Below are 15238 nucleotides of genomic sequence, written 5' to 3' on the forward strand. Positions count from 1 at the left end.
ACTGACGGATCATACGCTGTTCAAGACCATTTTCTCTTGAGATGCTCGACAGAGATTTATTTCTTTTTAATACCTGATTGACGATAGTCAATTTAAATTCTAAGCTGTGCTTAACTTGTCTACTCATAAAAATGCCCCCATAAAGTGTCTAACTTTTTGGGGGCACTGCAATTTAATTCAAAGGGATTTTTTCGTTTTAAGCAATTAACCTATTTCTGCGTTCCATGAGCAAATTATCCTGCCATACCCCATTTACTTTACCAATCTTTTCCCGATAACCAACTACCCTGAAACCAGCTTTTTCGTGAATTTTTAATACAGCTGCATTTTGCAGAAAAATTCCTGCCTGCAGCATCCAAACGCCAACTTTTTCACTTTCTTTAATTAAGGTATCCAACAGCAAAAAACCAATGCCTTTATCCTTATGCTCCTGCTTTACATAAACTTCTATTTCGGCAACACCTGCCCTGTCATATTTAGCCGATACAGGCAATAAAGCAATCCAGCCAATAATTTCATTATCCTTGCAGGCTACAAACCTGCATACTTTACTGTGCGATGAGTCCCAGTCTTTCCATGACAAATCCGGAGTTCTAAAACTTGCCACACCGGTTTCGATTCCTTCCTGATAAATTCTACTCACCTCATCCCAATCCGTTGCACGCATTGCTCTTATCATAGTTTAATCAAATTTTGAGTCAAAAAATAACCCATATACCCTATAGTCTATCTTGTTTATACTACAAAAGTACCCAAAACAGTATCTTTTATATCTGTTTAATAAAACAAGTTTGTCCTGTATTATAAATCAACACAAGTATATCTGAAAAAGTTGCACGGAAGAGTATGTTCGTAACAAAAACGTTATGATAACGCTTTTATTTACAGCAGTTTTTGGTATATTCAACCGGGCTCATACCTACAAGCTTTTTAAAAGCGTTGTAAAAGGCACTTCTCGACGAAAAGCCTGCACTGTAAGCCAGTGCTTCTAAGGTAAAATTTTGAACAATTTCGGGGTTGCGAAGGCTTTCTTTAATCCAGTTGATGCGATATTGGTTGATGTAATCGATAAAGCTTTTGTTTAGATAACTGTTGAGCACAATAGAGAGTTTATGGCTGCTCAATCCTATCTCCTTCGCTAAGGATTGCAGTCTAATGCCCTTATCTCTGAAAGATTGGTGCGTTTCCATATGGATGCTTAACTTTTCCTCCCACATGTCGAGTTCTTTATTTTGCTCTTCCTGCGCGGCGAAATCTTTCTTTACACTCAATAATGTAGAGGGTTTTACATTCAGCAAAGAGGCAATCAGTTCGGAAGGTAAACGGTCTAAATAACCCGGATTGGTTTGGGCAAAATACTGATACCGCTCTTTGGCGTTGCCTACACGGATAATATGTGCACGCTGCTGTGCGTGTTTGTAATATTTCTCTAAAATTACCCTGAAAATATAATTCAGTTCGAAATACTGCAGAAACAATCTGTTTATTTCCTGGTTATGGATGGCCAGTAAATCCGTATCTTCTACAGCAATCACATATTCTTGCGAATGGGCTAAGCCGTGCAACCCCGATATCGAACTTACAAATTCGTTTTCGATAGATATATAAGTGGTAATCTGTTGCTTTTTATGAGTAGTGCATCCCATTAATGCACCTTTCTTAATAAAATAGATATATTCACATACCTCATTTTCGTTAAAAAGAATCTGGTCTTTTTTAATGCTTAATGAAAGTATATGCGCTTCAAACTCCCTAATCAACCCATTACTGATAGGGTATACAACCGACATAATCTCAAGTATGTGATTAATATCTGCCTGATTTGAACGATTGTATTTTAAATATCCCGACATCTTATATCCTAAATTACTGGTGTATTGTCCATATCAGCCTAAATTAACTCACAACAACAATATTGATTAGATTTTTTCTTCAGCTTGTAAGCAGAAGAGATTATTTCTTAAGTAAATACCCGGTATTACGGCAAAAAACGGGGAATAGTCAAGTATTTACGCGATAAACGGTCAGCTTGTAAAGAAATTTTTAATGATCGTAAAAATAGAAAACAAATGAGACTTAATAGCAGAATAGCATAAAGCTTATTAAATCGTCTTATTATTTTTACAAAGAGAGAGAAACAGGAGTACAACTATCGTATGATAATTGCACTTAAAAACAACAAAGGCCTCTGAAAATTTCAAGAGACCTTTGTTTAAATATTTTGACGGCTTAGGCTTTGTTTTTGGTATCCTGTACTTCTAAACGAATAGCCTGGGCCAGGTTTTTTAAATCTTGCATACCTTTACGTACACGGGTTCCGGCTGCGCTGTTACCTTTGTTATAAAACTTGTCTGCATCAGCTTCTAAAGCTGCCACTAAACTTTTTACTTCTTCGAATTTTTTCATTTTTTATGGCTCCTATAATTTTAAAGGTTTGATTTTTAATTATCTAACTCTAATTTAAACGGTTTAGTGTAATAAAAAAATTTTTGCAATGATAAAAAAAGCCCTCAAAAGGCCTTTTTTTTCCACATTAACGACAATTATAAACACACACAATATTAAAAAAATAAAACAAACAACTGTTAATCAACAAAATACAAACAAAAAACCTAAAAACATCATCAAAAACAGCCCAAAACGACCTTATGTAATTTTATTCATACATAAACAACATGAATGAAGGAGAGCTATGGAGCAATAATGAATGAGTAATGAAATAATCGGTTTTCAGTTGACATTTCTCAATTAACAGTTATCAGTTAATGGTTTTCAGTTGGATTATGAACAATAATCAATGACCAATGAACCAATAACCGATGAGCAATGACCAATGAACCAATGACCAATAACCAAATAACTAATGCATAAACAAACAAAGCGTTAACAATTAATTAAAGCTTATGATGTAAATTGCAGCAGACGCCTCCAAACAAATCATAAAATTTATTTACAGCTATGAGTACAATTAAAGTAAAAGACGGAACCGAAATCTATTTTAAAGATTGGGGTACAGGACAGCCTATCGTATTTCACCACGGATGGCCATTATCGGGAGATGACTGGGATACCCAAATGATGTTTTTTGTTAACCAGGGCTACCGTGTAATTGCGCACGACCGCCGCGGACATGGCCGTTCGAGTCAAGCCTCAGAAGGGCATAACATAGAAACCTACGCAGCCGATGTTGCTGAGTTAACTGCAGCGTTAGATTTAAAGGATGCCATACATATCGGCCATTCTACCGGTGGTGGCGAAGTAGCCAGATACGTAGCAAAAAATGGTGACCGCGTTGCAAAAGCGGTATTGATCAGTGCCATTACCCCAATTATGATCCAGAGCGAGCAGAACCCTGAAGGTGTACCTTTAGCTGTTTTTGATGAAATACGTCAGGGTACTGGCTTTAATCGTGCACAGTATTACCATGATTTTACTGATGCATTTTACGGTTACAACCGCGAAGGTGCAAAATCGAGTCAAGGCGTTAAAAACAACTGGTGGCGCCAGGGCATGATGGGCTCGGTTAAAGCGCACTACGAAGGCATTAAAGCCTTCTCTGAGACTGATTTAACTGAAGACCTTAAAAGCATCAAAGTACCTGTGTTGGTACTGCATGGCGAAGACGATCAGATTGTTCCTTTCCACCAGGCACCTAAAGCTGTAGCGTTATTACAAAACGGTAAACTGATTGCTTATCCAGACTTTCCACATGGCATGCCAACTACAGAAGCTGAAACCATTAATAAAGATATTTTAGCTTTTATTAAATCTTAAAAATGCCCTTGAATGCAAAAAGCCGGTTATTTTATCAATAACCGGCTTTTTTATGATTAATTTGCTGCTTATGCAGTAGCAAATTGGTTTTCTTTGTAATAACCGTTTTCTAATTTCTCAGCTACTTCACTAAATGCATCTAAAGTACGTTGTACATCTTCTAAAGTATGTACAGCCGTAGGGATTAAACGCAATTCGATCATTCCTTTAGGAATTACCGGATACACTACGATTGAACAGAATATACCATAGTTTTCGCGTAAATCGAAAGTAAGTGCAGTCGCATCAGAAAGCTCTCCTTTTAGGAAAACAGGAGTAACTACCGAATCGGTAACGCCTAAATCGAAACCACGCTCACGTAAACCTTTTTGCAAGGTCATGGCGATTTCCCAAAGTTTATCTTTTAACTCAGGACGGCTTTTCAATAATTCTAAACGCTTTAATAAACCGATTACCATTGGCATTGGTAAAGCTTTGGCAAAAGTTTGCGAACGCATGTTATACCTTAAGAAATTGGTAATTTCTTCGGTAGAAGCTACGAAAGCACCAATACCCGCCATCGATTTAGCAAAAGTACCGAAATACACATCAATCCCATCGATACAATCCTGAGCTTCGTGTGTTCCTGCCCCTGTTTTACCCATGGTACCAAAACCATGTGCATCATCAACCAGGATACGGAATTCGAATTCTTTTTTAAGGTCAACAATTTCTTTCAGTTTACCCTGAGCACCGCTCATTCCGAAAACACCTTCGGTAATTAATAAAATACCACCACCAGACTCTTGAGTTAATTTGGTAGCGCGCTCTAATTGTTTGCGGGCACTCTCGATATCGTTGTGTTTGTACACAAAACGTTTGCCCATATGTAAGCGCAAACCATCGATAATGCAAGCATGCGATTCGGCATCGTAAACAATAACATCGTTACGATCAACCAGGGTATCGATGATCGATACCATGCCCTGATAACCATAATTTAATAAAAATGCATCAGGCTTTCCTACAAATGCAGCCAGTTCCTGCTCCAGTTGTTCGTGATACTTAGAGTTACCGCTCATCATACGGGCTCCCATAGGGTAAGCCATACCATACTGCGCTGCTGCCTCTTCATCTGCCTTTCTTACTTCAGGGTGATTGGCCAAACCTAAATAATTGTTTAAGCTCCAAACCAAATGCTCTTTTCCTTTAAACTGCATGTGTGGTGCAATTTCTCCCTCTAATTTTGGAAACGAGAAGTACCCATGAGACCATTTCTGGTGTTGGCCGATTGGCCCCATGTGTTTTGCTATTTTATCAAATATATCCAATGTATTACCTGTTTTTTTATTATAAAATTTTGCGAATTTACGCTTTATTCAGCTTAAAATCAACCGTGTTCATCCGCTGGCTGTCAATTAACATTTTCAATGTGCTAATTTTATGCCAAAAAAGCCCCGGTTTTTATTTCGGGGCTTTTAAAGGTATTATTTCGGGTCGATTTAGTCAACGTTATCGTGCAGAAAAGAATTGTTCGGTCTGATTTCTGTACCTCCATCCTGATCGTTGCTTAGCGTAAAGCGGCTAACCTGCGATTCTGATGAATGCTGAACCTGCTGTAACTGCATTTGTTTGCGTTTGTAAGCTGGTTCGTTTTCCAGTTCCTGTAAACCATTGGTAGTACGCAATTTCATGCTCAAATCTTTTAAACGTAAAATACGTTCTTTCGATTTTTTCAATTGCTCTTCCATCGATTCGTCGCTCTTATCATCGTCTAAACCAACAACAGGCATTTCTGGTTCTGGCTCAGGCACATGCATTTGAGCTACTTCTGCAACTGGGGTTTCGAAAACAAAATTGGTTTCTGCCAGTTTCACTTCAAATTCGAAACCAGTTTCCTGAGGTTCTTCCACACCACGAGGCTCTTCCTCGATCAATGTATGACGAACAATATTATTTTCAGGCTCCTGAACTTTTTGAGGTTCAGGTTTATTGAACATACCACCAAACAAATCCACTTGCGAAATCTCTTCTTTAGCTTTTAAAACCGGCTCGTATGATGGAGCAGCTTTAGGCTGGATAAAAGAATTTACTGGTTCAACGGGACGAACTAGTGGTGCTTCTTCTGGTGTTAACAGTGATATTTTCTTTTTATTTTTTTCTTCGTAAACGCGTTCTTCTGAAGTTTGGAAACCTGTAGCAATAATGGTAACCGAAAGCTTATCGCTCAAAGATTCGTCGGTACAGTTACCCCAGATTAAATCGGCAGATAAACCTGCTTTTTCCTGAATGTAATCGGTAATGATCGAAACCTCATCCATGGTTACTTCACGCAAACCAGAGCTGATGTTCAACAGGATATAACGTGCACCTTCAATTTCGTTATCTTTTAATAATGGAGAAGCCAAAGCACCTTCTACCGCTTGTAATGCACGATCGTCACCTTCGGCAGCAAAGCTACCCATAATTGCTACGCCGCTATCTTTCATTACGGTACGCACATCTTTAAAATCCACGTTGATGTAACCTGGCACAGTAATAATTTCGGCGATACCTTTAGCAGCAGTGGTTAAGATATCATCGGCCTGACCGAAAGCGGAACCTAAGGTTAAGTTTCCGAAAATCTCGCGCAGGCGGTCGTTAGAAATTACGAGATAAGAATCTACGTATTTCTTCAGTTCTTCCATCCCCTCGTCAGCCTGCAACCTACGTCTTTTCCCTTCGAAAGAAAAAGGTGTAGTGATAATGGCCACGGTTAAAATATCGAGTTCTTTAGCAGCTTTTGCAATAATTGGCGAAGCACCTGTTCCGGTACCACCACCCATTCCTGCTGTAATAAAAAGCATTTTAGTGGTACTACCCAACATTGCCTTAATATCATCTATATTTTCTATTGCAGAGTTTTTACCAACCTCCGGAATAGAACCAGCACCCATTCCTTCGGTTAAACTTGCACCTAATTGTACCTTGTTAGGGATAGGGCTAGATTCCAAAGCCTGGGCATCTGTATTACAAATAATAAAATCCACACCAGTAATACCCGACAGGTACATATGGTTCACCGCGTTGCCGCCACCGCCTCCAACACCAATTACCTTGATGATTGAAGACTTATCTTTTAACATTTCGAACTGCATATCTTTATGAATCAGTTGTTTAAAAATTTTTAAATTCTGTTCATTACTCAATGTAATATTAACACTTTTTCAACAGACGTTTTCCACAAGTGTTAAGAATGTGGAAAACTCTTTCTTTGTTGAAAAATAATTAGCTTTTCAAGTAATCTTCATCGCTCACATTCATATCATCCTGAATGAAAGTCCTTGTTTTTGCCAATAATTTATCGAACAAACCAGGTCCGCGTTTTTCCTTTTCCTTTGCAGCTTTTGGTTTCTCTACAAAAACACCAGGTTGTTTCATTTCTTCAATCAGCTCTTCAGCTTTCTGAATTCCTTTAATCAACAAACCAACACTGGTTGCATACATCGGGCTTTTCAAATCGTCGTAAATAGCCTTAGGCATATCTTCGTATTTAGATAAATGCTCGTTTGGATAGCCAATACGACAATCTAAACCGGTTACATATTCTACCGCCTGCGATAAGTGCTTTAATAAAGCGCCACCACCTGTAATTACGATACCACCAATAAGTTTTTTCTCGTAACCTGAAGACTTAATCTCGTAGTAAACATGCTCGATGATTTCTTCCATACGGGCCTGAATTACATAAGCCAGGTTTTTAACAGAAATTTCTTTCGGTTCGCGGCCACGTAATCCCGGAACACAAATGATTTCGTTTTCTTTGTTTTCCTCAGCCAGCGCCGAACCGAAACGCGTTTTCAACAACTCAGCCTGGTTGCGCATTACTGAACAGCCTTCTCTGATATCTTCGGTAACACTATTGCCACCAAATGGGATTACCGCTGTATGACGGATAATACCTTCGTGGAAAATAGCGATATCGGTAGTACCACCACCAATATCAACCAGGGCAATACCAGCTTCTTTTTCTTCCTCGCTCAACACCGATTCAGACGAAGCCAATGGCTCAAGAATTAAATCCTGAGTTTGCAGTCCTGCATTGTTTACACATTTAATAATATTTTTTACTGCGGTAACCTGACCGGAGATGATGTGGAAGTTGGCTTCCAAACGTACTCCCGCCATACCAATCGGATCTTTGATACCCGGTTCGTTATCGATAGTAAATTCTTGCGGCAATACATGGATGATCTCCTCACCCGGTGGCATTACCAGCTTAAACATATCGTCGATTAACTTATCGATATCTTTTTTGCCAATTTCGTTGTTTAGTTCTCTTCTTGTTAAAATTCCTCTGTGCTGTAAGCTTTTGATGTGCTGACCAGCAATACCCACATTTACCACCTGTATTTCTACATTGGATTGTCCGCTTGCTACTTCAACTGCTTGAGCAATGCCCTGCACGGTTTTTTGGATATTAGAAACCACTCCACGTGTTACTCCCGCCGATTCTGCTTTCCCTATCCCTAAGATTTCTATCTTACCGTGCTGTGTTCTACGACCAACGATAACACAAATTTTTGTAGTACCGATATCCAATCCTACTACAATGGGCGACTGACTGGTAAATTTTGCCTTGTCCATATTCGTTAATTTTGCTGAGTTTTATACAATTTCTCCAGGGCTTTGATTTCTTTCTCTCTCGCCTCTCTCTGTTTTTTTAAATCTGCCGCAGATTTTGCCGGCTTTGGCTGTGTTGTTACCGTTTGCTTCGGTTTTTCTTTTTTATCCGCTGGTTTTACTTCCTTTGGTTTACTTGCCTGCGTTGTTGCCGGCTTTTTTTCTTCTTTTTTAGCTGGTTCCGTTTTTTTGGCTTCAACCTTTTTTGGTTCCACTTTTTTCGGCTCAGGCTTTTTAGGTTCTGGTTTAGCTACCACGACCTTTTTTGGTTCTTCTTTTTCGGGTTCGTCTGCTTCAGGCCTGTCATCCATCGCATCGTCAATTGTACTTCTGATCAGCGAATCGGCTACACTGCGTTGTATCCTCAAACTATCGGCTAGAGAAAAAGTTTTGCCTTTTTTACCTAACTCTGTCGAATCTCTTTTTTCGCATACAATCTGATTGGTGTATTTGATATTTATCGTTTTATAAGTATCCCAACCTACCTGCGGCATCGCCTTTTTATAGAACAACAGCAGGTTTTTCATTTTCTTTTCAAGCGAATCGGCATTACCCAAAATAATACGCTGGTTACCCACCCTTGGAATCAATGTGATGTCGTTTTTCTGATCAACCACAATCTGCTCAATCTGCGAATCCCAGAGCGTATCTTTTTTAATGTATTGCGCCGTTTTATACAAATCGCGCGCCAATTGCGTGTGCAAAGTATCTACCCTGCTACCAAAAACTTCGCTAATGTGCCCTGTAGCTACCAAAACATTGGCGGTAAAGTTTGATGAAATAGGCATTTTTAAGCCATCGTTATCGATGTAAAAATCCTGCCCGTTTTCATTTAAAATACGCACAATAGGCTGGCGCTGCTTTACCTCAATATGCAATACCCCATCCATATCTACATACACCTTAGCAAAGCCGATGTAAGGGTTAGATTGCAGTTTCTTTTCAATCTGGTGGATGTTGATGTTCTCCAGGTTTCTGCCCAATAGTACACCCTGATCCTGTTTTAAAATCTCATCGATTTCTTCGCGCTCAATAAAATTGTCGGCACCAGGGATAATAATTTTAACATCGGTACATTTAACGGTTTGCTTTTTAACGTTGATAAAACCCAAAAGCACAACCACCCCTGCCAGACTGATTAGCCAGGCAAAGCCAGTAAAAATTGCGCTCCAGTTTATTCGTTTAAGCATTGTTTAATGTATTTTTTAAAGGTTCAATAATGGTATCAATATCACCGGCACCTACAGTTAAAATTAATTCAGGTTTTGTGTCCTTAACATACTGAACCACAAAATCTTTTCCACATATTCTCTTATCACTCAATGTAACTTTATCGAGCAAAAACTGTGAATTTATACCTTCCAGAGGCAATTCTCTGGCCGGATAAATTTCAAGCAGCAACAATTCATCGGCTGTGCTTAAAACTTTTGCAAATTCATCAGCAAAATCTCTTGTACGGGTAAACAGATGTGGCTGAAAAACAACCGTTAACTTTTTATCCGGATAAAGTTGTCTTACTGCATCAAAACAGGCTTTCAGCTCTTCAGGATGATGTGCGTAATCATCGATATAGATCTGATTGCCATTATTTACAATATATTCGAAACGGCGTTTAACCCCTTTGAAATTCGCAACAGCCTGTTTCACTTTATCAGCATCAATACCCAAAGCCAGGGCAATTGCAATGGCTACAGTAGTATTTTCTACATTATGCTTGCCCGGTAGCATTAAGCTGATATCTTTTATGCTATGAATGTTATCGGCATAATCAAACACAAATTTCGCCCCCTCTACCCTCAGGTTTTCCGCCCTTGCGCTGGCAGTTGCACTGGCAGCATAAGTGATTCCGTTGGCTAAAGGCAGACCCTCGTGCGTGTAAAGCTTTCCACCGTCTTTTAACTGTGCAGCAAAAAGACGGAAAGATTCTTCCAGATGGCTTTTATCCCCATAAATATCCAAATGATCGGCGTCCATAGAGGTTACCACAGCAACATCGGGATGTAAAGTAAGAAAAGAACGGTCGTACTCATCAGCTTCTACCACCACCACATTATTATCGCCAAAAAGCACATTACTGTTGTAATTGCTGGTTATCCCACCTAAAAATGCCGTACAATCGTAGCCGGTATCTTTTAAAATATGTGCTACAATTGAAGAAGTGGTTGTTTTACCATGGGTACCGGCAACGGCAATGCAAAACATGCCTTTACTGATAATACCCAATACTTCTGATCGTTTTTTCAGGCTAAAACCTTTATGAATGAAGTGATTTAAAATCTTCGAATCTTTTGGTATAGCCGGTGTATAAACCACTAACGTATCATCTTCATTATCCAAAAATGCACAAGGCAACGAAGCAGCTTCATCCAGATAGGTAATTAAAATACCTTCCTGCTCTAGTTTTTCGGTCAGCTTGGTCCTGGTTTTATCATAGCCACAAACCACCTGTCCGCGTTTAGCAAAATAACGGGCAAGCGCACTCATACCGATACCACCGATACCCACGAAGAAAACCCTGTTTATTTTACTTAGTTCCATTTTTTTTAAGCTAAAAGCAAAAAGACTAAAGCTAAAAGCTGCCTTTCTACCGTTTTATTTTTTTATTTCCTATCGCTTTCAGATTGCTTCGTACCTAGCAATGACGATCTGTTTTTGCTTTGGTCTTTCTGCTTTGGTCTTTAAGCTTATTCAATCAACTTTAATACTTCTCCTGCAATAATCTCATCTGCCTGTGGCAATGCCATTTTCGCCAGGTTCGCCGAGAGTTGCTCACTTTGTGTTTTATTGTTCAACAAGGCTAAGGCCTCTTTAACCAGGGTATCTTCTGCAGTTCGGTCGTTAATTAAAATCGCAGCTCCATTTTTTACCAGGGCCATTGCATTTTTGGTTTGATGATCTTCTGCCACATTTGGCGAAGGCACCAGAATTACCGGTTTGGCAATGAGGCAAAGCTCAGCAATGGTTCCAGCTCCAGCCCGCGAGATAATTACATCTGCAGCGGCATAAGCCAGGTCCATTTTATTTAAAAACTCAAGGATCCGAACATTAGGATGATAGTCTTCCCCTAACCGCTCAATAATCCCCTTATAGTAATATTTACCGGTTTGCCAGATCACCTGCACATCCTGCGCAATAATTTCAGGCAAATGTTTTTCAATTGCTTTGTTCAGTGTACCGGCTCCCAAACTTCCACCAGTAACCATAATGGTTTTCTTTAAAGGATCGAGCTTTAGCAGTTCGGCACCGGCATGGTGTTTTCCTTTAATATCCACCACTTCCTGACGCACAGGATTACCGGTTTTTAAAATCCTGTCTGCAGGAAAAAACTGATCCATGTGATCAAAAGCAACACAAATTTTAGCTGCTTTTCTACCCAACCACTTATTGGTAACGCCGGCATAAGAATTCTGTTCCTGTATGAGGGAGGGAATTCCTTTGAGTGACGCAGCATACAATAAAGGTCCGGATGCATAACCACCAACCCCTACTACGGCATCGGGCTTAAAATCATTAATGATTTGGATCGCCCTGCGTACGCTGCCGATTACCTTAAATGGAAGCGCCAGATTTTTCACAATCGAGCCCCGCTGCATCCCACTAATGTTTAAACCAATTATTTTATATCCTGCCGCAGGAACTTTTTCCATTTCCATCCGGCCTGTTGCACCCACAAACAAAATTTCACAGGCAGGCACCAAGCGTTTGAGCGCATTGGCTATGGCTACGGCGGGAAAAATGTGCCCGCCGGTGCCACCACCTGATATGATAATTTTTGGGGAATTATTCATTTACTGTTTAATTATATTTTTAACCGCAAAGCGCGCAAAGTTTTTCGCAAAGCATGCTAAGTATATTTTAACCACCGAGGGCACTGAGTTTTCACAGAGGGCACTTAGTTTTATTTTTTAACCGCATAGCGCACAAAGTTTTTCGCAAAGCACGCTAAGTATATTTTAACCACCGAGTGCACTGAGTTTTAACAGCGGACACTTAGTTTTATTTTTTAACCGCAAAGCGCCAGAGAAACCAGATGCTTTTGAACAAAACTTTACTTTGTGTTGCTCTGTGCCTGCCTCTTTGTTCTCTGTGGTTAATTTGTTTTAACTTTTGTTCGCTAAACAGATTGCTTCGTCATTCTTCCTCGCAATGACGATCTACCTATTTAAGCTATCGCTGGAATCTCACCTACGATGATTTTATTATTTGTTTTTTCTTCTTTCGAAGTCAGTTTTGCATTTTCTTCCACATCACGGCTTACACTCAAAATAATACCAAAGGCAACACTGGTAAAAATCATTGAAGTACCGCCCATACTAACCAGCGGAAGCGGAACCCCTGTTACAGGCCCCAAACCAACTGCTACGGCCATATTGGCAAAAGCCTGAATGGTGAGACTAAAGCTTAACCCGGCTGCCAGCAATGCCCCAAATGCCTTGGGTGCCCGCGTTACGATCTTGATACATCGGTATAAAAGCACCAGGTATAGTATCATAATAACAATTCCTCCCAGTGTTCCCCATTCTTCAATAATAATGGCGAAAATAAAATCGGAATACGGGTGTGGCAGGAAGTTGCGCTGTGTACTATTACCTGGTCCTTTACCAAAAACACCACCAGTAGCCAGGGCAATTTTTGCCTGATCTGCCTGGAAAGTTTTATCTGAATGCTGCATTTCGGGGTGCATAAACGAGTTTATACGCGACATGTAGGTTTTCCTTCTTGGACCTAAAAAGAAAACAAACATTAGCAGGATAAAGCCGCCTGCACATACTATGGCAATCTGCTTAATACTGATCCTTCCGATAATTAACAGCAAAATACTTACACCAAACAGCATTAATGCTGTAGAGAGGTTGGCTAGTGCAATTAACACAAACACTACGCAAACCGATCCCATAATTGGTATAAATGATTCTTTTACATCTTTAATATTTTCTTGTTTTTTGGTGAGCATCCGCGCCAAAAATGTAATTAATGCAAGCTTAGCCAAATCGGAAGTTTGAAACGTTAAACCGATTACCGGGATTTTTACCCAGCGCGATGCATCATTTAAGTTGGTTCCGAATATCAGCGTATAAAACAGCAAGGGAATGGTTACAATCATCAACACCTTGGAAATACCAGCATAATAGCGGTAATCGAGCAGGTGGGCGATATAAATCATACCAATACCCATCAACACAAAAATCAGGTGCTTGGTCAGCAAAAGCTTTTCAACGGCTTCGCCTTTTTTATACGCTAAAGTTCCCGTTGCACTGTACACCGCCATTACAGATATAAGCGAAAGCAGGATGATGATCAACCAGATCCACCTGTCGCCTTTTGTTTTATCAAGTAGTGCCTGCAACATAACTGAGCCTCCTATTATAATTCTCTAACTGCCGCTTTAAACTGGTTACCGCGGTCTTCATAATTTTTAAACAAATCAAAACTTGCACAAGCTGGTGAGAGCAAAACGGTATCACCACGCTTAGCCAAATGGAATGCGATCTGCGCAGCCTCATCAGCCGAAAAAGTATTTACAATCACGTCTACATCGTCTTCAAAAGCATCGTGGATACGTTTGTTATCCTTACCCAAACAAACAATAGCCTTAACCTTGCTTTTCACCAAATCTTTAAGCATGTTGTAGTCGTTGCCTTTATCGACACCGCCCATAATAAGCACCACATCGCTGGTCATGCTTTCTAAGGCGTACCAGGTAGAGTTTACATTGGTAGCTTTACTATCGTTGATAAAATCGATTCCAGAAATTTTGGCTACATGCTCGAGGCGATGTTCAATGTTTTTGAAATTACCCATGCTTTCGCGGATAGAATCATTTCTTAACTCTAAAACTTTAGCAACAATGCCAGAAGCCATAGAATTATAAACGTTGTGCTTGCCCTGTAAGGCTAAATCTGAAATAGACATGGTTAATTGATTATTTGGTTCAGTAAGGATATGTATAGTTGTTTCTTCTAAATAAGCGCCTGTTTCAACCGGTTTAACAATTGAAAAAGGATAGGTTTTGGCAAGAGGTTGAGCAATAGCTATGGCTTTTAAACTTTCCTCATCATCCGCACAGTAAATGAAAACATCATTAGCTGTCTGGTTTTGGGTAATGCGCATTTTTGATGCTGCATAGTTCTCCATTTTATAATCGTAGCGATCTAAATGATCGGGTGTGATATTCAATAAAACCGCAATGTCTGCCTTGAACTGAAACATATCATCGAGCATGAAACTCGAAATTTCCAGCACATAATAATCATAATGATCAGTAGCTACCTGCGCTGCAAAGCTTTGCCCGATATTGCCTGCAAGACCAACGCTTAAACCTGCATTTTTTAGAATGTGGTAGGTTAATAAGCTGGTGGTCGATTTTCCGTTAGAACCTGTAATACAAATGGTTTTAGCATTGGTATAGCGTTTGGCAAACTCGATTTCCGAAATCACCGGTATGCCCTGAGCAACCAATTTTTTTACAATTGGCGCGGTTGGTGGAATTCCCGGGCTTTTAATCACCTCTGTTGCATTCAGAATCAATTCTTCAGTATGCTTTTCAGATTCGAAGGGAACACCCATTTTTTCAAGAGCAGCTTTATACTTATCGGTAATTACGCCAAAATCGGAAACAAATACCTCAAAACCTTTGGCCTGCGCCAGCTTTGCAGCACCAACGCCACTTTCGCCGGCACCAAGAATAACCACACGGCCCTGCCCGGTCATTGCTGACGTAGTATTGCTTGATGTGATATTACTTGTGCTCATTTTTATCTTTTTAGTATTAAGTAATGAGTATCAGGTATCAAGACACCATCTCACCTTCACTACTTTTTAT

At 39.8% G+C, this 15238-nt stretch carries 12 protein-coding genes; 1 reads left to right on the forward strand and 11 read right to left on the reverse strand.

The annotated features are described in order from the left end of the window. Window positions 1-196: 196 nt before the first annotated feature. The 3 genes from OC25_RS06860 to OC25_RS06870 all read right to left on the reverse strand — a co-directional run bounded on the left by OC25_RS06860 (window position 197) and on the right by OC25_RS06870 (window position 2406). Entirely contained in the window at window positions 197-679 is a 483-nt protein-coding gene (locus OC25_RS06860) for a GNAT family N-acetyltransferase (protein ID WP_039473386.1), read from the reverse strand. Window positions 680-878: 199 nt separating this feature from the next. Continuing rightward, entirely contained in the window at window positions 879-1790 is a 912-nt protein-coding gene (locus tag OC25_RS06865; RefSeq protein WP_167335369.1) for a helix-turn-helix domain-containing protein, read from the reverse strand. Window positions 1791-2229: 439 nt separating this feature from the next. Continuing rightward, on the reverse strand, window positions 2230-2406 hold the full coding sequence (locus OC25_RS06870; RefSeq protein WP_010602932.1) for a hypothetical protein: 177 nt from the start codon (window positions 2404-2406) through the stop codon (window positions 2230-2232). A 552-nt stretch (window positions 2407-2958) separates the two neighbouring features. On the opposite strand from OC25_RS06870, the gene OC25_RS06880 reads away from it, so the two are divergent. Beyond that, the gene (locus OC25_RS06880) at window positions 2959-3774 is read left to right on the forward strand and encodes an alpha/beta fold hydrolase (protein WP_039473392.1); all 816 of its coding nucleotides are present in this window, start codon (window positions 2959-2961) and stop codon (window positions 3772-3774) included. Between the two features lie 68 nt (window positions 3775-3842). Here OC25_RS06880 and OC25_RS06885 read toward each other — a convergent pair whose 3' ends face one another. The 8 genes from OC25_RS06885 to murD all read right to left on the reverse strand — a co-directional run bounded on the left by OC25_RS06885 (window position 3843) and on the right by murD (window position 15168). Beyond that, window positions 3843-5084, reverse strand: coding sequence for an aminotransferase class I/II-fold pyridoxal phosphate-dependent enzyme (locus OC25_RS06885; RefSeq protein WP_039473394.1), 1242 nt, complete (start codon window positions 5082-5084; stop codon window positions 3843-3845). A gap of 171 nt (window positions 5085-5255) precedes the next feature. After that, complete coding sequence (gene ftsZ / locus OC25_RS06895; RefSeq protein ID WP_039473898.1) at window positions 5256-6890, reverse strand: cell division protein FtsZ; 1635 nt, start codon at window positions 6888-6890, stop codon at window positions 5256-5258. A gap of 130 nt (window positions 6891-7020) precedes the next feature. Further along, the gene (ftsA, locus tag OC25_RS06900; protein WP_039473398.1) at window positions 7021-8379 is read right to left on the reverse strand and encodes a cell division protein FtsA; all 1359 of its coding nucleotides are present in this window, start codon (window positions 8377-8379) and stop codon (window positions 7021-7023) included. Between the two features lie 5 nt (window positions 8380-8384). Next, window positions 8385-9605: a cell division protein FtsQ/DivIB gene (locus tag OC25_RS06905; protein ID WP_039473400.1), complete on the reverse strand. Its 1221-nt coding sequence runs from the start codon at window positions 9603-9605 to the stop codon at window positions 8385-8387. Then, a complete protein-coding gene (gene murC, locus OC25_RS06910; protein WP_039473402.1) occupies window positions 9598-10953 on the reverse strand; it encodes a UDP-N-acetylmuramate--L-alanine ligase in 1356 nt (451 codons plus the stop codon). The genes OC25_RS06905 and murC overlap by 8 nt, the downstream gene beginning before the upstream one ends. 146 nt (window positions 10954-11099) lie before the next feature. Continuing rightward, window positions 11100-12203, reverse strand: coding sequence for an undecaprenyldiphospho-muramoylpentapeptide beta-N-acetylglucosaminyltransferase (murG, locus tag OC25_RS06915; RefSeq protein WP_039473406.1), 1104 nt, complete (start codon window positions 12201-12203; stop codon window positions 11100-11102). A gap of 374 nt (window positions 12204-12577) precedes the next feature. Next, window positions 12578-13765 carry an FtsW/RodA/SpoVE family cell cycle protein gene (locus tag OC25_RS06920; RefSeq protein ID WP_208599673.1) on the reverse strand — a complete coding sequence of 396 codons (1188 nt, stop codon included), beginning with the start codon at window positions 13763-13765 and terminating at the stop codon, window positions 12578-12580. Between the two features lie 14 nt (window positions 13766-13779). Beyond that, window positions 13780-15168, reverse strand: coding sequence for a UDP-N-acetylmuramoyl-L-alanine--D-glutamate ligase (murD, locus tag OC25_RS06925; RefSeq protein WP_082018533.1), 1389 nt, complete (start codon window positions 15166-15168; stop codon window positions 13780-13782). Window positions 15169-15238: the final 70 nt, after the last annotated feature.

It is taken from the genome of Pedobacter kyungheensis (assembly GCF_000812965.1).
In the GTDB taxonomy this organism is placed as follows: domain Bacteria; phylum Bacteroidota; class Bacteroidia; order Sphingobacteriales; family Sphingobacteriaceae; genus Pedobacter; species Pedobacter kyungheensis.

What these genes read in the sequence shown, in the direction of transcription:
- OC25_RS06870 (WP_010602932.1), bottom strand. Translation starts at nt 2,406, where the DNA reads ATGAAAAAATTCGAAGAAGTAAAAAGTTTAGTGGCAGCTTTAGAAGCT.
- ftsZ (WP_039473898.1), bottom strand. Translation starts at nt 6,890, where the DNA reads ATGCAGTTCGAAATGTTAAAAGATAAGTCTTCAATCATCAAGGTAATT.
- ftsA (WP_039473398.1), bottom strand. Translation starts at nt 8,379, where the DNA reads ATGGACAAGGCAAAATTTACCAGTCAGTCGCCCATTGTAGTAGGATTG.
- OC25_RS06865 (WP_167335369.1), bottom strand. Translation starts at nt 1,790, where the DNA reads ATGTCGGTTGTATACCCTATCAGTAATGGGTTGATTAGGGAGTTTGAA.
- murD (WP_082018533.1), bottom strand. Translation starts at nt 15,168, where the DNA reads ATGAGCACAAGTAATATCACATCAAGCAATACTACGTCAGCAATGACC.
- OC25_RS06860 (WP_039473386.1), bottom strand. Translation starts at nt 679, where the DNA reads ATGATAAGAGCAATGCGTGCAACGGATTGGGATGAGGTGAGTAGAATT.
- OC25_RS06920 (WP_208599673.1), bottom strand. Translation starts at nt 13,765, where the DNA reads ATGTTGCAGGCACTACTTGATAAAACAAAAGGCGACAGGTGGATCTGG.
- OC25_RS06905 (WP_039473400.1), bottom strand. Translation starts at nt 9,605, where the DNA reads ATGCTTAAACGAATAAACTGGAGCGCAATTTTTACTGGCTTTGCCTGG.
- OC25_RS06880 (WP_039473392.1), top strand. Translation starts at nt 2,959, where the DNA reads ATGAGTACAATTAAAGTAAAAGACGGAACCGAAATCTATTTTAAAGAT.
- murC (WP_039473402.1), bottom strand. Translation starts at nt 10,953, where the DNA reads ATGGAACTAAGTAAAATAAACAGGGTTTTCTTCGTGGGTATCGGTGGT.
- murG (WP_039473406.1), bottom strand. Translation starts at nt 12,203, where the DNA reads ATGAATAATTCCCCAAAAATTATCATATCAGGTGGTGGCACCGGCGGG.